Origin of the sequence: Photobacterium atrarenae (genome assembly GCF_024380015.1) — a bacterium.
Lineage (GTDB): Bacteria > Pseudomonadota > Gammaproteobacteria > Enterobacterales > Vibrionaceae > Photobacterium > Photobacterium atrarenae.
This window is the reverse complement of record NZ_CP101508.1, coordinates 1833614-1854042: the sequence shown is the minus strand read 5'-3', so window position 1 is coordinate 1854042 and position 20429 is coordinate 1833614. Positions and strand designations below refer to the sequence as shown.

The window sequence follows — 20429 nt, the reverse complement described above, 5'->3', positions numbered from 1 at the left end:
TTATGAGTGATGAGATTTTAAAGTATTTCAATCGTGAGTTAGCTTACATCCGCCATATGGGAGATGAGTTTTCTAAGCGTTATCCTAAAGTTGCGACGCGTCTCCGGTTGAGTGAAGAACACATGGAGGATCCGCATGTCTCCAGGCTTATCGAAAGTTTTGCATTGTTGACAGCTCAGACTCGACGGTCACTTGATGATGCCTTTCCACAGTTAACAGAAGCTCTGGTTGGGCAACTTTTTCCCGATTTTTATGCGCCAATTCCTTCTATGGCAATGATAAAAATGTCGACCCAGAATATTACGGATAGTTGTCTTGAGCTGCCTAAGGGTAGTGAAGTTGTAACCAGCGTGGACGGATTTAAACCGTGTAAGTTCACCACAGCTTATGACACTGAGTTGTGGCCTGTGGAAGTTGTTGAAGCAACATTCGAGAATGCACCTTTTAAAGCGCCTAATCCAAAGTTCACCAAAACAACGAAATCTGTTTTAAAGTTAAAGTTGAAAACTGAGTTCGATAATGTTCACCTTTCAGAGTTAGATATCAGCAAACTCAAATTTTATCTGAACGGTCCGAGTCAGGTGAGCCTTGCCCTTTATCAGCTGATATTTAAATCTAATCTTGGACTTGCATTCGCAGCGGAAGATGGTGGTGAAATCACGGCATTGTTGCAACCAAGACATATACAACCCATCGGGTTTGATGAGAAACATCAAGTTGTCCCATATCAGAATCAGAGTTTTAGTGGTTATCGCCTGCTCGTTGAAAACTTTATTTTCCCTGAGAAATTCTTGTTTTTCGAGGTTACGGAGCTTGAAAAGAGCCATTTCAGCAACACTGATGAGATCTATCTATATCTCTATTTCGATGATGTTAATGACTTTTTACAAAAGCAAGTGACAGAAGAGAATATTCTGCTTGGGTGCACACCAATTATCAACTTGTTTGAACAAGAATTAGAGCCTTTTTCGTTAGCGCCATCAATCAATGAACATCTTCTGGTACCCAGGTACGACGAAGCTGAAATTAATGAAGTTGTTTATATCAAGAATGTTGATGCGTTTGATAAAAATGATAATCGAGTGCGGGTTAATCCGTTTTACGGCAAAGGAGTGAGTAACTACCTTTGCGAAAATGAAATGTACTGGCATATCAGACGAGAAATCAGTGATTGGGCAGGAGGACACTCAGAGCCGGGCTGTGAATGCTATATGAATGTTGTCAACAACTTCGACAAAGAATTTTCACCGGATGAACACGAAGAGTGGATCGTCGCAGTCACTGCGCAGTGCAGCAATAGAAACTTGCCTATTCGTTTACCTTATGGTGGTGGACAACCGAAGATGTCTGTGGTGAAGAAAATAGACTCGATCGGAAAGGTTGATTGTCTCTTTGCGCCGACCCCCCCAGTGAGACCTGATTTTGAAGAATCCTCAAGGTGGCAGTTCTCAAAACATTTAACACTAAATCATTTCTCGGGGAAGGACGGCTTACTCACCCTTAAAGAAGTGTTGAGGTTATATGATTTTGAGAAAACACCTCAAAGTAAGGCCCTGATAGAGTCCATTACAGATTTGTCAGTAAGCCCATGCAATGCGCGTGTTGTTCAAAATGGCAAGGTTGGCTTTTGCCATGGCTCAGAGATCTTGATTGAGTTTAGTACTAATGATTTATCAGGGATAAATTTATTCTTCTTCGGCACTGTGCTGTCGAGCTTTTTCTCGCAGTTTACAGCAATCAACAGTTTTAGCCGTTTGAGTGCTAAATTACGAGGCAGTAACCAGGTTTATCATCGCTGGCCGGCACAAGCAGGCGGGAAGGCCTTGTTATGAATAATCTAAAGCTGATTTCATCGCTGAATACGGATGACTTTTACGGAACCATTTATGCACTGAAAAAATATACAAATGCCCTCGCTGATGAAACAGAGTTTGGCACTGATTGTCAGCCTGTTAATGAAACGATCAGGTTTTCCATTCCTCAGCACCTGGGGTTTACCGGCTCGGTCATTGATTCGATCCGTGTGGGTAATGAAAGTGATGGCAAGATCGTTGTCGATGTGAACTTGATGGGACTGACGGGCCCGAATGGTGCTTTACCAAGGCATTATACAGAACTCATTTTGGAACGGGTTAAAAATAAAGACACAGCAATGCGTGATTTCTTCGATATTTTTAATCACCGGCTAATATCTCTCCAATACAGGGCATGGGAGAAGTATCAGTATCATATTGATTACGAAAGGTATCTTACTCAGCATCAATCGACATTTGATGATGTGCTGAAGTCTATCACGGGCTCTATTGATGATATCTCCGTTTTTTTTGGTGGTTTCTTTTCTGGCGACATTCGCAACACGTCAAGCCTCAAATCGATGTTAGCGCAGGTGAGCGGTTGTGAGATTCATATTACCGAGTTTGTTGGTCGGTGGATAAGCTTAGATGCCGAAGAGCAGACTCAGCTTGCTACGCGAGTGAACCCGGAAGGGAATCATGCGAGGCTGGGTGTCAGTACGATGATTGGCCAGCGTGCCTGGGACATCTCATCAGCAATCGAGATTGAAGTCGTTATTGATAACGAGTCTACCCTTTCCGCACTGATGAATAATGATGGATTAAAAGAAACACTTTTCAGGCTGGCGAGTCATTATTTGCCACCATCAATACAGGCAAAATGGAAAATATCTGCTGGTATTCAGAGTCTCCCTATATGCCGCCTGAGCCACCTTGGGCCTCGGCTGGGGATGGGCGGGGTACTATTCCCGAGTAAAAGTCGGATGAAGCAAAAAATAACAATTCCAATTCAGTGAAGACAGTCGCTGTTATAGAAAATAAGGATCAAACTATGTCAACAATGACATTGAAGTCTCTCGTAGACAAATTATCGCCAGGTTGTAAAAAGTCGCTGGAAGCAGCTGCTGCCTTATGCAACAGCAAAACGCACACCAGTGTAGAGATTCATCACTGGCTGTCTGCATTACTTGAGCAACCTGATGACACTCTGAATGCCATCGTTCACTACTTCGATATTGATGCTTTTCAGCTCAACGAGCAACTTCAACAGAAACTTGATCGGTTTGAAACAGGGTGCTCTCAGCCACCGGGCCTATCAAGCCATATTGTGACTCTGCTCCGAACAGCCTGGATGTCAGCAACCATTGACTTTGCAGATGACACCATTTCCGTTGTGCACATTGTTTATGCGTTGGTCAGTGATGATAGCCTTGGCGCAATGATTTTCCGTGACATACCGCAACTGGCAAAAGTAGAACCGCAACGGCTGATGGTAGCCTGGCCGGAAATAGCGCCAAAAGCGGCAGGCCAAGCCGAATTGGACGGTTCGGAAAAGTCGCTAGGAATCAGTCAGCAGGCGCTTGAGCAGTTTACCATTGATTTAACAGAGCAAGCTCGTGAGCAGAAGTTAGATCCCATCTTGGGGCGCGATCACGAGATCCGCCAGATGATCGATATTCTAACCCGGCGTCGTCAGAACAACCCTATTTTGACCGGTGAGGCGGGGGTTGGTAAGACCGCGGTCGTCGAGGGGCTGGCACAGCGAATTGTACAAGGCGATGTTCCGGAATCGCTGCGGGATATCAGCATCAAAGTACTGGATTTAGCTCTGCTACAGGCTGGTGCCGGCATGAAAGGCGAGTTTGAAAGCCGTCTGAAGAGCCTGATAAAAGAAGTGAAGCAGTCATCTAAGCCAATTGTTCTATTTATTGATGAGGCACATACCCTGATTGGCAGCGGTGGGCAGGCAGGCCAAAATGATGCAGCTAATCTGTTAAAGCCTGCACTGGCAAGGGGCGAGTTGCGTACGATTGCTGCAACAACCTGGGCCGAGTACAAAAAGTTTTTCGAGAAGGACGCAGCACTGACTCGCAGATTTCAGGTTGTTAAAGTTGAGGAGCCTGATGAAGAAACCGCTGTTGTCATGTTGCGTGGTTTGCTCCCCGTGATGGAATCACACCATAACGTCATGATCACAGATAAAGCACTTCAAGCTGCTGTGAAGCTGTCTAATCGCTACATCAGTGGGAAGCAGTTGCCGGACAAGGCGGTTTCACTACTCGATACTGCTTGCGCACGTGTTGCTATGAGCCAGGTTAGCGTACCCAGTGATGTTGAATTATTAATTCGTCAGCAACAACAGATTGAAGCTGAGCTCGCTATTCTGGAAAAAGAGCTTGTTACGGGGGCCACTGCGGCGGGCAGGATCGCTGAATTGAAAGCTCAGCTGGACAGTGTTGCTACGGCGCTCGAGCTGAAAAGAAGCAGTTGGCAAGCTGAAAAAGAGCTTGTCACGGAAGCAAGGCGACTGTCGCATAAATTGATCGATCAGACGGCAGAAGACAGCGAGGCTGATCTACAGACACTGCTACAAATTAAAGCGCGGTTGGATGCATCTGAAAAACCCATGGTGTTTTTTCAGGTTGATGAAGCACTGGTTGCCGAAGTCATTTCTGACTGGACGGGCATTCCGCTTGGTCGGATGCAGAGTGACGAAATAGAAACGATTTTGACATTAGATGAGCAATTGAAGGCGCGTGTTATCGGCCAGGATCACGCCTTGGCGTTGATGAGTAAAGTTGTTCAAACAGCTCGGGCAGGTTTAAGCGATGAACAAAAGCCAAATGGTGTGTTCTTGCTGACTGGCCCTAGTGGTGTTGGTAAGACGGAATCAGCACTGGCGTTGGCGGAGCAGGTCTATGGTAGCGAAGATAATGTTATTGTTATCAACATGTCCGAGTTCAAGGAAGAGCATAAAGTTTCCCTATTGTTGGGCTCACCACCTGGATATGTCGGCTACGGAGAGGGCGGCGTGCTGACAGAGGCTGTCCGCCGTAACCCTTACAGCGTTATTCTGTTGGATGAGATGGAAAAAGCGCATCCTGGTGTTCAGGATATTTTTTATCAGGTATTTGATAAAGGTACTATCAAGGACGGGGAAGGGCGAGAGATAGACTTTAAAAATACAATCATCATTATGACGTCTAATGTCGGAACGGAAACAACTCTGACACTATTTGAAGATGAAGAAACAGCACCTACAATTCAGGGCTTGAAAGAAGCGTTAAATGACGATCTGTTGACCGTCTTTAAGCCGGCCTTTTTGGGAAGAGCCAATGTCGTACCATATTTACCCCTAAATCAAGTCATGTTGAAGGAAATCATTCGACTGCAACTCGAAAAAGTTTCTGAACGGATAAGTAAAAATTATCAGGCAACCCTGACTTTTTCTGATTCGATTAATGATCTGCTAATTGATAGATGCATGGATAATAATGCTGGTGCAAGAAATGTGATTAATTTCATCCAAAGTGATTTATTACCAGTGATTTCATCTGAAATTTTATATAAAGTGTCAGCGAAAGAATCCATTGAAGATATCATGGTTGATTATGTTAATAATGATATTGTCATTAATATTGGTGGCTAATGATAATTTGCGAGCAAGATCATAGTACAAAATCCCTGTTCTTAATTAAGTAAAATAGGTGTGCAATAATCGCCATCAATTAGGAATTGCTTTAATTGATTAATAACACATTAAGTTTATCTGGTGTTTTTGTTAACTATAGATAATCATATAAATAATTCATCGTGACCCAATAGGGATTAACCAAGTAATGCTATAGGAGATTAGCATGCAATCTAATACTTATCTGAAATATGCCGATATTAAAGGTGAAGCTACAGCAGAGCAGTACAAAGATCTGATCACTTTGCTTTCTGTTGACTGGAGTGTAGGCCGTGAAATTACGTCATATACAGGTACAGCTCAGGACCGTGAAGCTAGCTCAACACGTCTTTACGACATGACAATTACTAAGCTTCAAGACAAGGCGTCACCGGATTTATTTAAAGAAGCAACGATTGGTAAAGGCAAGCCAGCAACCTTCCACATCACTAAACAGGGTGAGAAGGTTGAAGAAATCATGAAGATCGAATTAACAGATGCCATGATTTCTCACTATAGTGTTTCGATTCAAGATGATCGTCCAGTAGAAACGATCACGATTTCTTATACTGAAATGATGATGACTGTAACGCCAACAGATGACCTGAACAACGTTCAAGCGCCGCTTGTTTATGGTTACAGTGGCGTTAAAGGGCAGCAAATGTAATTGAGTGTTTAAATACGGGATAGAAACTATCCCGTATTTATCGTTTTTAGGTTTGGATAGAAATGAAGACATCGACACAAGAAAATAATATTATCCGTATTGATACTCCGTTGGGTAAAGATGTACTTCACCTGACAAAGATGGAGCTTCATGAAGGGATATCAGTTCCATTTTCTATTCATGCGTATGTATACACAAATGGTGTGTTAATTAATTCTAAGGACTTAATTGGTAAGCCGGTTTCTTTCACTGTTCTTTATCATAGTGGTGATAGCGTATCAGAAAAGTACCTTCACGGTTATGTTTCTTCTTTACGATCAAATGGCAGCCGTGTCGCGGCCAGTGCGGAAGGTGATAAATATCAAGACTATGTCATTGATGTCTGTCCCTCTCTGGATTTTTCCTATCAGCGTACAAATTGTAAAATCTATCAGAATTTAAATGTTGAAGATATCGTAAAGAGCGTATTGTCAGTACACAATGTTAATATCAAAGTGGACTTGAAGAGAAGCTACGCTAAGTATGAATACAAAGTTCAATATCATGAAACTGACTTTGATTTTGTGCACCGATTACTTGAAGAAGAAGGTATTTTCTATTATTTCACGCATTCTTTATCCAGCCATACCATGGTTCTTTGTGATGATGTAACCTGCTATAAGCCCTGTGTTGAATCATCCGTTGCTTTCAGTACAGGGAGCCTGACTGAAGCACATATTCACCGTTGGATCGGGGGCCTTGAGGTCTCACCAGGTAAAGTTGCCAAGAAGGGCTATGACTTCATTAAGCCAGGGGCTAAGCCATCAGGCTCCCAAGCCGAGACGTCATTGTCTAAGCAGCAATCTGCGACTGAGGTTTTCCATTATCAAGCGGGCTCTGAATTGAATGACAGAATCCAGGATCAGAGCGCGCTGATGCTTGAAGCACTGCAAAGAGATACGGAACTGTCTTCCGGTGCCAGTAATTGTCGAACATTTAGTGCCGGGCAATATTTTACTTTTAAATCGCACGAAGATAAGCGCCTTGAAGGTAAGAGTTTTCTTATTACACATGTTTACCTGGAAATCGCAATTGCCAGTCAGACAGGTTCATCAAAAGCTTCCCACCAAAGTGTACATAACCAGTTTTCCTGTGTACCGAAAGAAACTTTATACCGGCCAAAGCCTATTACCTCAAAACCGCGAGTTTACGGGGTTCAAACTGCCTGTGTCACTGGTGAAAAGCAGGATGAGATTCATATCGATAAGTATGGCCGTGTAAAAGTTCTCTTTCATTGGGATCGTGAAGGTGTTGCAGATAATACCAGTTCTTGTTGGATAAGAGTGGCGCAGTCGTGGGCTGGAAACGGTTGGGGGGCCTCATTTTTCCCGAGAGTCGGTCAAGAGGTTCTTGTGGAGTTTTTAGATGGCGATCCTGATCAGCCGATCATTACTGGTGCCCTTTATAACGGGAATAATCTTCCGCCGTACTCTCTTCCAGCGGAGAAATCAGTCAGCGGAATCAAAACACGCTCCACGAAAGAGGGCGGCGGGAGCAACTTCAATGAGATCCGGTTTGATGATAAAAAAGATAATGAACTTTTCTATCTTCATGCCGAGAAGAACTATCAAGTCTTTGTTGAAAATGATGCATCAGAGACTATAAAAAACAATCAGAGTGTTCTTGTTGAGAACGACCGTTTATCTCAGGTTAAAAATAATTATTCGAGTAAGGTTGATAACGATAGAAATGAAGAGGTTGGAAATAATAAAACTGAAAAGGTCGGTAACAATAAGTCTGAGAAAGTGAGTAATAAACTTGAAATTGATGTGGGGGGTGAGATGGTCATCAAATGTGGTGGTGCATCTATCAAACTGTCCAGTGATGGTAGTATTGATATTAAAGGTACTAACATCAAAGTAAATGGCAGCAAAATTGCGCTTAAAGCTGGGATGATAAACCTTAATTAATGCTTTTTTACAAGTCGATTGGAATGATAGTTATGGGTTTACCTGCTGCAACAATTGGATGTTTTCATGTTTGCCCCAAAACAACCGCAAAAGTTCCTCATGTTGGTGGTCCAATTGCTGCCGGCTCAGGAAACGTCCTGATTGGCGGTGTTCCGGCAGCCAGAGAAGGCGATATGGTGATTTGTATCGGGCCGCCAGACTCAATTTCTGCTGGCTCCGGTAGTGTATTGATCAATGGTAAGCCTGCTGCACGGCAAGGTGAATCAACCCGCCATGGTGGCAAAGTGGTTAATGGTAACCCTACCGTGTTAATAGGTTAAGGTTTTGTTCGTGAAAGTTGAACCTGTTTTGGCCTGCTTAGGAGAGAACCGAAATTACGAGACGATACTGGGGTTGTCTGATAAAGAAAGGGCCACTCCGAACTTCATCGATACACACGATAACACACAGATCTTAGCGAACAGCTTTGAGTCGCATCAAGGTGAGGCGCTACCGCTAAGAATTAAATTTATTTTATCGCAAGCACTTTCTGGCGCTGATATTCCATGGAAGTCGGCCCCTGTTATCTTGCTTCTGCCACAGCCGGAAAGTCACCAGACGATATATAATCATGATGATTTATATCGAGAATTATTTTCTCAGCTTTGTGAGGTGATTGTCGATCTTAAAACTCACTCGCAATGCTTCTTATTTCCCTATGGCCGCAGTGCTCTCATTCTTGCGTGGAATAAAATCATTGCGCTACTCAGAGAGCACGGGTCTATCTGGGTTTTAGCCGTTGATAGCGATCCTCGTTTCAGGGGATTGGATAGCCCAGGTGGCTCGAGTAACGCTCTCATTGCGAATGAAAGTGTTTTATTGACGAAACTGTATCGCTCTGAAACAGGATTAAATTGCCAATGGCACAGTGTTGAAGCACAAACCCGTGACAAGCAGCCTTCTGTAGCTGTGGAGTCCCTGTTTCATCGCTTTAAACGGCAAAGTGGCGAAACGGTCCGGCAACTCTATGTACCCTATACCGATCACGAATCAGGCGCAGCCGAGTGGGCGAATGTATACAGCTCGCTCCATCCGCATGTTGATGCCAATACTCAGGTGGTGATGTCTGGGGCGACTGTGGGGGAGCTGGGCGCTTGCTCCGGCCTTTATAACCTTTTCCGTATTTATGAGAGTTACCAGCGTGAGATACATGACGGATTTACCTTGCAGCTCGAGTCATCTGAACAACTATACCGTGCTGTGGCTCTGTACAGTTGGCATCAATAAGTAGAGGTTTCACATGGATGGCTCGATGCAGGTGCAACTAAAGGCCAATGATGGAAAAGTGTATATTTTTACGTCGGCGAAGCTTGATGATGCGAAGTCGTTACCGCTCTCTTTTGCGACGATTCAGCTCGTTCGTGTTCATCTGAATAAATTTTCCCGTATGAAGCCTAAACCAGGCGCAGATCTTTTTGCTGTGCTTGGGATGATAGATTTCGGTGCAGAAGTACGAGCCAGAAGCCTCGGCGGAGCGAGTTTAAGTGGTGTACTTGAAAGTTTGGCTCAGGCTATTATCGCAAAACAGTTGTTCGTCTATGAACTGCCTGAAGTCTTACCGGTGATTGTACACCAGGGTGAGCCATCTCAGCCTCCTCGTCCACCTGCACCGGCACCAAAACCCAAAGTCAGCCGTGATCAAAATAAGCCGGAGCCGGTTAGTCAGCTGAATCATACGCCGGCCTCTGCTTCGGTTGATGAGATGGAGTACAGTGGTGATCCGGTCTCGATGTCGACCGGCGAAGAAATACTTACGCTGGAGGACATTTCTCTGGCCGGGTCCTCTCCGTTAGTCTGGCAGCGTACATACCGTTCGTCATTGAGCCAGACCAATGTTGGGTTGGGTTATGGCTGGCGCAGTAATTTTCATTATGAATTAACTGAAGCCGCTCCCGAAATAAACGGCTGGCGCTTCACTGACGATATGGGCCAGGTACTCGATTTTGAAAAGGTTATGCCCGGTGCCGTCAGCTATCACATTTCCGCGGGGGCATGCCTATGGTACGAGCGTGCCGACCTCATTTCACTCACGCTAAGCGATGGGCGTCAACTTAGGTTTATCCTGGCCGACAGCGGGTGGATGCTGTCCAGGCTCAGTTTTGATTCCTTCAGCAGCTATGACTTGCGCTATTCCGGTAAGGGTCAGCTTGCTTTCATTTCGGCCAGCAGCGGACTTCAACTTGAATTGTTTTATGATGCCGCAGGGCTTCTTACACAGGTTCAGATCCCTGCCCATGCTGATGGCTTGTCAACTACCTTAGCTCACTACCATTATGATGAGCAGGGGAATTTATGTGAAGCCAGCAACCGGCAACAAGAAGTCGAAACCTATCGTTATCAGGATCATTTACTGATCCAGCGTATCCGCCCGTCCGGGTTTAGTCACTATTTCTCCTGGGAAAGGGTTGGTTCAAACGCTCGGTGTAAAGAGCAGTGGGGCGATGATGGTTACTACCACTATCGGTTTGAATATGACAGTGAACAAAATCTCTCCATCAGTACAGACAGCCTCGGGAACCAATGGCAATTTTTCCATAATGAGTATGGTCGTCTGGTAAAAAAGGTGTCCCCACTTGGCCATACGTGGCAGATTTTCTATGACGCACAGCAACGTAAAGTGGCTGAAATTACCCCGACCGGCGCTAAAACTGAGTACCGATATAATCATCTGGGACAGTTAATACAGCTGGTCTCACCCGATAAAGGTGTAATCTCATACTCATATAACGCCTTGGGATTGGTGGATCGTATCACGGATCGCGCCGGGCGTTCGTCATTTTACGATTTCAATAGCCTTGGCCGACTTCGTTCGGAGTGTCACCCGGGCGGGCTGTCTATTCATTATCAATACGACAGAAAAGGCAGAGTTGTTGAAATGGCCAGCTCCCGGGGAGTGGTGATTAAAAACTGGTGGGATCAGCAGGGAAAACTAGTTGCCCAGCAGCGCAATAGCGCCCTGACACGTTACAGCTATAACTCATTGGGCGAGTTGAACGGTGTTATCAATCAAGATGGCTGGGTGAAAGCGTATGTTTACTCGCGTGCGGGTGTTGTCACCCAAGTGAGTGAATATCATCAGGCCGAGCCAGAAAGCGTATTCACCCACCAATTTGACTATGACTGGGCCGGCCGCTTGCAAAGCATGCAAGACCCGCTGGGAAGAAAAACACACTTTGTCTATCAGGGGTTGTCCCAGCCGTGTGAAGTGATTCAACCCGACGGAAGCGGGCTGAAACTGGAATATGACAAAGAGCGCAACCTCACGGCCATACAGCGCAGTGACGGGGCGGTTTACCGGTTTGTGTACGATAGTGAAGAATGCGTCATACAGACTGTCGGATTTGATGGTCGTGTTCAGGACTATACCTATAACGGCGACGGTCAACTGGTGTCGGTCGCCGAGCAGGCCGAACGATTTGTCTGCTTCAGGCGAGATGACGCCGGCCGGGTGGTGGAGCAACGCAGCACGTGCGGCCAATCGACCTTCAGCAACTACTTTACTTATGACGAACTGGGGCGTTTAAAGCATGCCAACAACGCCCACAGAAAAGTCACGTTCGAGTACCACGATAATGATCAGGTTAGTGCCGTCTGGCAGGATCACTGGCAGATCACGCACTCCTTTGATGCAACCGGCAGGCGAGCCGGCACCCGGCTTCCTGACGGCAGTCAGGTGAGTTACCGTTATGCTGAGTCGGGCCAGTTGTCAGCTGTCGTGTGGCAAGGGGAAACCATCGTTGCCCGGCAATTTGACGTGTGCGACAGAGAGGTCGCTCGCCAGTACGCCAACGGGGTTGATGTCCAGCAAGCGTTTGATGCGCAAGGCAAGCTAGTCCGGCACTCCCTGCATCGTGCCGATCGGGATGTGGTGACACGGCATTATGTCTATAATTCGGGGCAACAACTGGTCGGGATAAAAGATGATGAGCGCGGCGACGCACACTTTGAATATGATGACCTGAATCAACTGGTTTTTGCCAAAACCCCGGCAGGTGAGCAGTCCCCGCGTTTTGACGGGTTTGGGAACCCGGCAGATGATAGCGTGGAGGTTGAAGATGACCGTCTGCTGCGCACGGAGACCCACCTTTACCGATATGACAAATACGGGAACCAGGATCGCGTACAGAGTGACGCAGGGTACGAGCAGCGTCAGTTCAACGGTCTAAACCAGCTGGTGAGTGTCAAGACGGGCGGTAAATACTGCCAGTTTCTGTACGACGCGCTGGGACGCCGCAGCGCCAAGATCAGCGAGGAGGGTCGAACCGACTTTCTGTGGGATGGCAATCAACTGATCGGTGAGCACCGCAATGGCGATTTTACCTGGTACCTCTATGAGCCGGGGACGTTCAATCTGATTGCGATGTGCCGCCAAGGGCAGGTGTACTGCTACCACCTGGATCATTTGGGTACCCCGCTGAGCTTAACCGACCCGCAAGGTCGGGTGGTGTGGCAGGCGGAATATCAGGTGAACGGTGATGCAAATGTCATCATTGATGACATTCCGAACCCCCACCGCTTTCAGGGCCAGTATCATGATCCGGAAACCGGGCTGCACTACAACCGTTTTCGCTACTACGACCCGGATGCAGGGCGCTTTATCCACCAGGATCCCATCGGCCTGCTAGGCGGCATCAATCCGTACCAGTACGCCCCGAACCCCATCCAGTATGTTGATCCGCTGGGGCTGAGTTGTAAGGAAGAGGGGGCTCTTTTAAGTGGCGCCTATTTTATCGGAGGTGCCTTACAAGGCATTTTCAAACCTCTTCAGGAAACTACGGAGTTTGCGTTACAAAACCCAGGCAAAGCAGTCGATGCACTCTTGTCAGGTGCTTACGACACACTCTATCTGGCTGCGGATACGATATTTTACCCGGTTGACTATGGGCTACTTGAGCCCGCAGACTATTGGCTGGGCACCTCCTTCAGTACAGGCTCCCGAGCAAGGATAAGTGATAAAACAAACCGACTTTTCAACAGCTTAGAGAGCGACTATAACCAGTTTTCTCAGTATTGGAATGATGATAACTTTAAGCAGGCTGGGTATTTGGTTGGGGGATACGTTTCATCCCTGGCTCCGGGTAAGAAAGCTTTCTCAAATGTTGATTTAAAACCTGATGTTACGGATGCTATTAGAAGAACAGATGTTGCTGACCGTAAGACGCTGGATGACTTCCCAGAGTTCAATGCGTTGAACCATAAAAAAGCAGCTGTCGGCGAATATAATGCCCATGCATTGATGATGGAGAATGGGTTTACACCACTAGGTAAGACTGATGGTGTTTATAAGCCCGGGTCTAATGGTATTGACGGGATTTACCGTCACCCGAATCCGCCGCCGGATTTTGTCATCACTGAAGCGAAATATAATAAAGCGCGTTTGGGTAAAACCAAAGATGGCAAGCAGATGAGTGATGATTGGGTTACTGAATCTAGATTAAAGAAAGTAGGTATGAGCCGGAAAGATATTCAACAGATACTTGACGGGATTGAAGATGATGATGGTAGTGTTGATAAATATTTAATTCGTAATAAGCCTGATGGCACTATGGTGGTCAAGCGGTTAAATTCGGACGCGCATGTATCAAGTAATGTGTTGGATTTGGATGTGGAGGTGAACTAGTGGTGATAAGAGATACGTTAAAAGATAAAGCCTACTTTGATGAAAGTGTAGAGTTTCGACTTGAGTGGATTGATGATCGTAGAAATGGGCTAAAAAGTAAGGAAAAATTGCCGCCTTATCGAAAAATGCTACATGCTTTTAGAATAGTAAATAATTTACTTGAGCTAATGCATGCACGCTATTCACGTGGTGATGATATTGCGGCAATGCGGGAGGATTTATGTTTAACCTTAGAATATCGTGAATGGCAGAAACACTATGCTGATGCATTGTCAGAAGATGAGCAGTCAAAGCGGGTTGGTAGAGAAGAGCTTCGAGAAGATTACATGGAGCAATTTTTGAAATGGTTTGCGTTTGCTTATTGTGTGGGAATGGGGGACTCCTACTATCGGAAAATGCTGGACCTAACAGGGAACAAGGGACTGGATATCTTGTTTGACAGCATTGCGGTCAAGCTTGGCGATACAGAGCGCCCGATAGGCGGCAAACTGCTATATCCTAAGCGTTTCAAGCCGTTGTACCAAGTGATTGATGCTGAGCCGGCACAGCGACCAGAGCTGATGAAGGCCTACCTCGATGCTTGGTATGATTTGATTGGTCGTCCGGACTACCATTTGATGGATACTGATGCTTACGATGGCTATTGGTGCTGGGAAGCGGCATTAGTGGTGAAACTCTATGACATTGACGACAGCAGTTTCAGTGATCACCCATACTATCCTGTTGACTTAGTACATTACAAGGAGTCGTAATGTTGCGCGATACAAGACGTCCACATGACTATTTTTCTGAATTATTAACGGATCTGGACGAAGCCATTGAGGAAACGCAGCAGGCGTTGGACGAGGATGAATTTCCCTTGCCGGCGGAGCAGGTGGATGCTGCGCAGCAGCTATACCAGCTGGCCATCATGCGTGCAGTCGCTCATTACTCTGCCGGGGCTACCAGAGCACAGTTAAAGCCTGTCGTCGAAAGCATCTTGCCACTGCGCCGTCAGTTAAAGGATAAAGCCGACGCATTGCCGGATGAACATCAGGTTTACCGCCGTCCGTTTGAACAATTTGGTCTGCAGGCGAAGGCTGACGGCTCAGACAATGTGAACCGTTACATTTATGCGCTATGGTGGCTATCGCTCTTAGTCGCGTGTCAGGTGGACAGCTCCCACATCGCAGCGGCGCTGGACCTCATCAATAACTCTGGCCGAGACGCCTTACTTGACCGGGTCGCTATATCCCTGGGCGATAGCCGCCGTGACTCCGGGGCAGGGCTGTTGTATCCTGAGCGTTACCAGCCCCTCTACGATGCCTTTGATGCAGCGCCGGAGCAACGACCGGCGCTTGTTCGGACATTTTTAGAAAGCTGGTATGCCAATAATGCGGATACCGACTGGTATGAAAGTCATCTGTGTGACTGCGAATTTGTCTACACCGACTATTACACGGGTTACTGGTGCTTTGAGGCCCTGTTGGTGGCGAACCTGCTGAATATAGATGACAAGTTGTTGAAGACTCATCCTCACTATCCAAAAGATTTGGCTTTAAGCGCCGGTTAGCCGTCTCAGTCATATCAGTCTATCAACCGGAAAAGGCAGCGTCATCTTGCCTTTTTCGGTACTTATCGTTTTGCGCAAATGAATCGGATATTGTCATAAAAAGCCGACCATCCAATCCGCCAGAAGCGGGCTGAGACGTGGAGCTCGTGCGGCCAATTGACCATCAGCAACTACTTTACTTATGACGAGCTGGGGCGTTTAAAGCACGCCAACAAACTGGTTTTTGCCAAAACCCCGGCAGGTGAGCAGTCCCCGTGTTTTGACGGGTTTGGGAACCCGGCGGATGATAGCGTGGAGGTTGAAGATGACCGTCTGCTGCGCACGGAGACCCACCTTTACCGGTATGACAAATACGGGAACCAGGATCGCGTACAGAGTGACGCAGGGTACGAGCAGCGTCAGTTCAACGGTCTAAACCAGCTGGTGAGTGTCAAGACGGGCGGTAAATACTGCCAGTTTCTGTATGACGCGCTGGGACGCCGCACCGCCAAGATCAGCGAGGAGGGCCGAACCGACTTTCTGTGGGATGGCAATCAACTGATCGGAGAGTACCGCAATGGCGATTTTACCTGGTACCTCTATGAGCCGGGGACGTTCAATCTGATTGCGATGTGCCGCCAAGGGCAGGTGTACAGCTACCACCTGGATCATTAGGGTACCCCGCTGAGCTTAACCGACCCGCAAGGTCGGGTGGTGTGGCAGGTGGAATATCAGGTGAACGGTGATGCAAATGTCATCATTGATGACATTCCGAATCCCCACCGCTTCCAGGGCCAGTATCATGATCCGGAAACCGGGCTGAACTACAACCGTTTTCGCGACTACGGCCCGGATGCAGGGCGCTTCATCCACCAGGACCCCATCGGCCTGCTGGGCGGCATCAATCCGTACCAGTACGCCCCGAACCCCATCCAGTATGTTGATCCGCTGGGGTTAAGTTGTTAGGAGGGGGAAACTCTCGGTAAGTCAATGTCCTTGCCAGAAGTGACTGGAAATTATGCAGTGGGAACTGCAGAAGTGCTTTTGGCTGGTGCTGTAAATACGGCTGTCAGCTCTTTTGCTGGCCTAGCCGGTATTGTTGATTTAGCCCTTGGGGGCGACCTTTCGAGTTCTGCTGCATTAATTGAGAAAATTCAAGCCAACTATAGCTATATACCGGGCTCTACTGGTGCTCAAATGATTACCGAGGATTTAGCTGAATACGTTAATGCATATGAGCAAACGATGAGTGCGGCAGGGGATAGTGTGCTTGATGCGACAGGGTCGCCATTAGCCGCAACGTTGACGCATAAATCGGTAGAGATCGCCGCAACATTGGTCGGTGGTAGTTCAGTGCTGAAATCAGCCAAAGGGTTGAAAGTCGTCCCCAATAAGGCACCGCCGGGGCAGTTTCATTCGAATGGGCTTCCGATTAAGATTGAAAGAGTTGTTGATGCTAAACCCGAGCTCTCTGATGTTACGAAAGGCGTTGATGATGTTTTGACTGAGTCGGGGAATGTGGTAAGTTCTAACACTAAGGCTACAATTGCTGGTGTTTCAAATAAAATTCATATTCCTGATGGTATTAACGTTGCGCGATTCGAAGGGTTAGTTGATGAATTTGCAGGATTCAGATCTGCTAGGGGATTTAATAAGTGGAAACAAAGCTTAGTCGATGAAGGATTGACACAAGCTCAAATCCAGGAGGCAGTTTATCAAGGCTCATTAAAGCGTGGTGAAAATTTATGGAAAGGCGATTGGAAGAGGTATTATGAGGAGATCTCTGGCACGCAATATCCTGGTCAGCCTAGTCACGCCCACCATTTGGTGGAGAAAGGGAGTAGTAGTCCCGCGGCAATAGAGAATAGAAGTATTTTGGAAGAGGTTGGAATTAACCCATTGCTAAATCGTGAAAATTTAACTTGGGCACCTAATATTACCGGCCAGCATGGCGCTATACCCCAAGGTCAGCTTTTGGAATTGTTAGCTCCAGTTCGTGGTGATAGAGATGAAATTATTAATGTCTTACAATAATGGGCAGAGATTGCAAAGGCAAGAAAATAATGAATAGTTCAGTTCTAAAAAATGAATTAGTTAATAAGATCGTCGATGCATGCAAAAAGCATATTGAACAGACGAAGATCGAATTAGCTGATCAGGTTGTTTTTTCGTATGTGATTTATTGCAGTTCTGGGTGTCGTAATATGGGAGCTGCATTATGTACGAGAAACTGGCTTCAATTGCGAAACTCGCGAGTATCTAATCCAAGCGAACCAGCTTGGTACGGAGAAGTGAATTCAGCAGAGTGGGACCATATCAACGAGCACTATGAATTTTTTTATGAAGTGGACAACTTCATTAATAGGTTGTATGAAATCTTTTATGATGAGGAACTGGACGACGTTGATTTAGATGATTTGGATGACGCTGGCCTTTGGACATTCATAAGCAACTTTTTTTTAGATGCGGTAGTTAAAAGCTTCTCTGTCTTAAAGGAGTCTGGGTGTTTTGATAGTGAAGTTTTTGAAGGTGATATATTGACTGGAATCCAGTTTGGTGATCCCGATCAACACTCAGTTGAATTGATTGAGCAATCCTCTCGAAAATTAAATTCGGATGAATGGCATAGAAAAGTACTGCAAAGCTGTAATCTGATACGAAGTAATCTTTAGTCAGAAGGAATGTATCTTAAGCTCGGCTTAGTGCCAGGATATTGCGAGGGTGTTCGTAGTTCTGTATCAGTATAAGTTGTAGTGGCCAACAAAAGTTGACCATAATTTAACAGGCAAGCCAGAATCTTCGTTGGCTTATTCGGAGTCAACCCATCATTGTAATGGCTGAGACTGTAAATAACTTCGTGTAATTGCCTATTATTAAAGCCAGTAATGGCTAAGGATAGGCTCATGGATAAAAAACAACTCGAAGCGCTTGCTCGTGAAGCAGCGAAGTCCATCAAGACGGAAAGTGACCTCAACGACTTTCGCCAAATGCTAACCAAGGTGACCGTTGAAACTGCGCTCAATGCTGAATTAGACGAGCACCTTGGTTATGAAAAAACGCTGAACACACGTCGGCAAACTGTCGTAATGGCTACTCCAGCAAAACGCTCATTACTGATGACGGCCAGGTCTCAATCGATACGCCACGTGACCGTCACGCCAGCTTTGAACCCAAGCTCGTTAAAAAGCATCAAACCCGCTTTCAGTCAATGGATGACAAGATTTTAAGCCTGTACGCCAAGGGGATGACGACACGCGAAATTGTCGCCACTTTCAAAGAAATGTATGTAAGCGGCCATTTCTCCCCACATTCAGATCACCACGATGACCTGATATTGATATAGCTCCTTCACTATCGGAGCGATATCATGACCCGCGAAGACAAGATGCAACTCTGGCAGGAGCGCCTGCAGCACCAGAAAGACAGCGAACTCACCATTGCCGCCTGGTGCGATCTTCACCAAATTGCCCAATCACAGTTCTATTACTGGCAGAAAAAGCTCACGGCAATATCATCCGAACCCGACAGTGTCATTGTGCCTGTTTCGGTGCCCTCATCGCCGATGGCTTTGGTGGTTGAAACGCCCGGCGGCTACCGGATCTCCGTCCATGACGCCTCTGCTATGGCACTGCTGCCGCAAGTCATGAAGTACCTGCCATGATCCCCGCACCGACCGGCCATGTCTGCCTGGCCACCGGGAGCACCGACATGCGCAAGTCCATCAACACCTTAGGCCTGCTGGTCGAAGATGTGCTGGCGCTCGACCCGGTCGGGCCGCACTGGTTCGTGTTCTGCAACTGCCGCCGGGACAAGCTGAAAATCCTGCAGTGGGACACTAACGGCTTCTGGCTTCATTATCGCCGCCTGGAAAGCGGCAAGTTCCAATGGCCGATGCACTCGGGAGATACGGTCGCGATGGAAATTACGGCCAGGCAACTGCGGTGGCTGCTGGATGGGCTGAACTGGCAAAATGCCGTGGCGAACCAGTCCGTGAATGGACTGAAAATGTCATAAGAAAGTGCAAGAAAACGTGGTAAAAGCTGCTGTTTTTACTACACTTTTATTATGCAAAAGGAACTTGAAAAGCCCTCGGGCATCACCCCGGAAATCCAGGCCTACATCGGTGACCTGGTTCAAAATGTCAGCCAACAATACGAATCCCGCATTGCCGAAATGTGGGAGCAGTTCCGGCTGGCCCAGGCCAAGCGCTACCTGCCGCAAAGCGAGAAGTTCCCGGCCCAGGGCTGCCTGTTCAACGAAGCGGAAACCCTGGCCGACACCGGACCATTCGATGACGAGCCGGAAATGGAAACCGTCACCTACACCCGCAAGCGGGGCCTCAAGCCCATGAACACTTTAAGCGTTGACATGGAGGTAGCTGGAGAAACGATTCATTTGGTGAGCCAGTAAGTCCTGCGCAATTAGAGGAGTTTTAGATGTCTAGTATAGTTATAGTCTTCAGGGAAAAATGTGATGTAGGAGTGCTTCGAGATCTGCACAAATTAATAGGGGGTTCTTTGTCCCAAACCTTAGAGGTAATTAAGAAAGGTAAACCAGTAATTGAAATGGAGTTGTTCGATGGAAAATATGATGAGAAAGCTGATTTATTGCGGAATCTAATTGCTCTGTTTAAAAGGGGGGGAGTTTCTATAGATATCTATGAGCTACCATCAGGTCAAAACTTCGAAACTTCTAGTTTGCTTAATGAGTCACGAATTAACCTAAAAACACTTGAAAATATTCTAGTTGCTTCAGATGATGAGTTTGAACGTCAGCTAAATAGTTGAATATAATAGTGCTACACTTTTATATGGCCGTGCTCTTCCCACAGGAGATAGTGATACAGGGCGAACGCATGAGTTAGTATATTGTTAATAGCAACATAGTGATAACTTGTCGTGTTTGTCATCAATCAACTGATCGTTCAATTATTGAACACTCCTACCAACAATGACTAATTGAAACATACCGTTATCCGTATGGGCGCAACATTTAACAGTCATTATTGAAACAAAAAATCAACTCATGCGGTCGCCCTGGCATATGGAGACACATAGAGCTGCGACTGTTGGGCCGCATCCTACAAAAAGTCCAATAAATCCGATAAATATTATGGAAGAATCTCCGCAAAGTGTGTTGCCGGATAATTATTTTAAGAGT

The 20429-nt window shown here is 46.5% G+C and carries 18 protein-coding genes and 1 pseudogene; all 19 read left to right on the top strand.

Features of this window, described 5'->3' with window-relative positions; translation table 11 throughout:
- The first annotated feature begins 2 nt into the window (after positions 1 to 2).
- The 19 genes and pseudogenes from tssF (at position 3) to NNL38_RS08800 (ending at position 20056) form a co-directional block, all read left to right on the top strand.
- Positions 3 to 1832 carry a type VI secretion system baseplate subunit TssF gene (gene tssF / locus NNL38_RS08890; RefSeq protein ID WP_255387701.1) on the top strand — a complete coding sequence of 610 codons (1830 nt, stop codon included), beginning with the start codon at positions 3 to 5 and terminating at the stop codon, positions 1830 to 1832.
- On the top strand, positions 1829 to 2809 hold the full coding sequence (gene tssG / locus NNL38_RS08885) for a type VI secretion system baseplate subunit TssG (RefSeq protein WP_255387700.1): 981 nt from the start codon (positions 1829 to 1831) through the stop codon (positions 2807 to 2809). Before tssF ends, tssG begins: the two co-directional genes overlap by 4 nt.
- 35 nt (positions 2810 to 2844) lie before the next feature.
- Positions 2845 to 5442, top strand: a complete 2598-nt coding sequence (gene tssH, locus NNL38_RS08880; protein ID WP_255387699.1) for a type VI secretion system ATPase TssH — start codon at positions 2845 to 2847, stop codon at positions 5440 to 5442.
- A 208-nt stretch (positions 5443 to 5650) separates the two neighbouring features.
- Positions 5651 to 6130: an Hcp family type VI secretion system effector gene (locus NNL38_RS08875; RefSeq protein ID WP_255387698.1), complete on the top strand. Its 480-nt coding sequence runs from the start codon at positions 5651 to 5653 to the stop codon at positions 6128 to 6130.
- Positions 6131 to 6192: 62 nt separating this feature from the next.
- Complete coding sequence (gene tssI / locus NNL38_RS08870) at positions 6193 to 8079, top strand: type VI secretion system tip protein TssI/VgrG (RefSeq protein WP_255387697.1); 1887 nt, start codon at positions 6193 to 6195, stop codon at positions 8077 to 8079.
- A gap of 32 nt (positions 8080 to 8111) precedes the next feature.
- Complete coding sequence (locus tag NNL38_RS08865) at positions 8112 to 8399, top strand: PAAR domain-containing protein (protein WP_255387696.1); 288 nt, start codon at positions 8112 to 8114, stop codon at positions 8397 to 8399.
- A 10-nt stretch (positions 8400 to 8409) separates the two neighbouring features.
- On the top strand, positions 8410 to 9345 hold the full coding sequence (locus NNL38_RS08860; RefSeq protein WP_255387695.1) for a hypothetical protein: 936 nt from the start codon (positions 8410 to 8412) through the stop codon (positions 9343 to 9345).
- Positions 9346 to 9358: 13 nt separating this feature from the next.
- A complete protein-coding gene (locus tag NNL38_RS08855; protein ID WP_255387694.1) occupies positions 9359 to 13738 on the top strand; it encodes an RHS repeat-associated core domain-containing protein in 4380 nt (1459 codons plus the stop codon).
- Positions 13738 to 14490, top strand: a complete 753-nt coding sequence (locus NNL38_RS08850) for a PoNe immunity protein domain-containing protein (protein WP_255387693.1) — start codon at positions 13738 to 13740, stop codon at positions 14488 to 14490. The genes NNL38_RS08855 and NNL38_RS08850 overlap by 1 nt, the downstream gene beginning before the upstream one ends.
- On the top strand, positions 14490 to 15290 hold the full coding sequence (locus NNL38_RS08845; RefSeq protein WP_255387692.1) for a PoNe immunity protein domain-containing protein: 801 nt from the start codon (positions 14490 to 14492) through the stop codon (positions 15288 to 15290). Before NNL38_RS08850 ends, NNL38_RS08845 begins: the two co-directional genes overlap by 1 nt.
- A gap of 156 nt (positions 15291 to 15446) precedes the next feature.
- A complete protein-coding gene (locus tag NNL38_RS08840; RefSeq protein ID WP_255387691.1) occupies positions 15447 to 15944 on the top strand; it encodes a hypothetical protein in 498 nt (165 codons plus the stop codon).
- Between the two features lie 60 nt (positions 15945 to 16004).
- On the top strand, positions 16005 to 16235 hold the full coding sequence (locus tag NNL38_RS08835; protein ID WP_255387690.1) for an RHS repeat-associated core domain-containing protein: 231 nt from the start codon (positions 16005 to 16007) through the stop codon (positions 16233 to 16235).
- A 24-nt stretch (positions 16236 to 16259) separates the two neighbouring features.
- A complete protein-coding gene (locus tag NNL38_RS08830; RefSeq protein WP_255387689.1) occupies positions 16260 to 17303 on the top strand; it encodes a hypothetical protein in 1044 nt (347 codons plus the stop codon).
- A 29-nt stretch (positions 17304 to 17332) separates the two neighbouring features.
- Positions 17333 to 17941: a DUF4303 domain-containing protein gene (locus NNL38_RS08825; protein WP_255387688.1), complete on the top strand. Its 609-nt coding sequence runs from the start codon at positions 17333 to 17335 to the stop codon at positions 17939 to 17941.
- Between the two features lie 231 nt (positions 17942 to 18172).
- A pseudogene (locus tag NNL38_RS08820) lies at positions 18173 to 18555 on the top strand (transposase); the annotation flags it as partial.
- A gap of 81 nt (positions 18556 to 18636) precedes the next feature.
- The gene (gene tnpA, locus NNL38_RS08815) at positions 18637 to 18930 is read left to right on the top strand and encodes an IS66 family insertion sequence element accessory protein TnpA (RefSeq protein WP_255387687.1); all 294 of its coding nucleotides are present in this window, start codon (positions 18637 to 18639) and stop codon (positions 18928 to 18930) included.
- Positions 18927 to 19283: an IS66 family insertion sequence element accessory protein TnpB gene (tnpB, locus tag NNL38_RS08810; protein WP_255387686.1), complete on the top strand. Its 357-nt coding sequence runs from the start codon at positions 18927 to 18929 to the stop codon at positions 19281 to 19283. Before tnpA ends, tnpB begins: the two co-directional genes overlap by 4 nt.
- 51 nt (positions 19284 to 19334) lie before the next feature.
- Positions 19335 to 19679, top strand: coding sequence for a hypothetical protein (locus NNL38_RS08805; RefSeq protein ID WP_255387685.1), 345 nt, complete (start codon positions 19335 to 19337; stop codon positions 19677 to 19679).
- A 26-nt stretch (positions 19680 to 19705) separates the two neighbouring features.
- Positions 19706 to 20056: a hypothetical protein gene (locus NNL38_RS08800; RefSeq protein WP_255387684.1), complete on the top strand. Its 351-nt coding sequence runs from the start codon at positions 19706 to 19708 to the stop codon at positions 20054 to 20056.
- Positions 20057 to 20429: the final 373 nt, after the last annotated feature.

Excerpts from the sequence above, each read along its gene's own strand:
- tssF (WP_255387701.1), top strand. The coding sequence starts at position 3 with ATGAGTGATGAGATTTTAAAGTATTTCAATCGTGAGTTAGCTTACATC.
- NNL38_RS08855 (WP_255387694.1), top strand. The coding sequence starts at position 9,359 with ATGGATGGCTCGATGCAGGTGCAACTAAAGGCCAATGATGGAAAAGTG.
- NNL38_RS08800 (WP_255387684.1), top strand. The coding sequence starts at position 19,706 with ATGTCTAGTATAGTTATAGTCTTCAGGGAAAAATGTGATGTAGGAGTG.
- NNL38_RS08845 (WP_255387692.1), top strand. The coding sequence starts at position 14,490 with ATGTTGCGCGATACAAGACGTCCACATGACTATTTTTCTGAATTATTA.
- NNL38_RS08865 (WP_255387696.1), top strand. The coding sequence starts at position 8,112 with ATGGGTTTACCTGCTGCAACAATTGGATGTTTTCATGTTTGCCCCAAA.
- tssH (WP_255387699.1), top strand. The coding sequence starts at position 2,845 with ATGTCAACAATGACATTGAAGTCTCTCGTAGACAAATTATCGCCAGGT.
- tssI (WP_255387697.1), top strand. The coding sequence starts at position 6,193 with ATGAAGACATCGACACAAGAAAATAATATTATCCGTATTGATACTCCG.
- NNL38_RS08830 (WP_255387689.1), top strand. The coding sequence starts at position 16,260 with ATGTCCTTGCCAGAAGTGACTGGAAATTATGCAGTGGGAACTGCAGAA.
- tnpA (WP_255387687.1), top strand. The coding sequence starts at position 18,637 with ATGACCCGCGAAGACAAGATGCAACTCTGGCAGGAGCGCCTGCAGCAC.
- NNL38_RS08875 (WP_255387698.1), top strand. The coding sequence starts at position 5,651 with ATGCAATCTAATACTTATCTGAAATATGCCGATATTAAAGGTGAAGCT.
- tssG (WP_255387700.1), top strand. The coding sequence starts at position 1,829 with ATGAATAATCTAAAGCTGATTTCATCGCTGAATACGGATGACTTTTAC.
- NNL38_RS08825 (WP_255387688.1), top strand. The coding sequence starts at position 17,333 with ATGAATAGTTCAGTTCTAAAAAATGAATTAGTTAATAAGATCGTCGAT.
- NNL38_RS08805 (WP_255387685.1), top strand. The coding sequence starts at position 19,335 with ATGCAAAAGGAACTTGAAAAGCCCTCGGGCATCACCCCGGAAATCCAG.
- tnpB (WP_255387686.1), top strand. The coding sequence starts at position 18,927 with ATGATCCCCGCACCGACCGGCCATGTCTGCCTGGCCACCGGGAGCACC.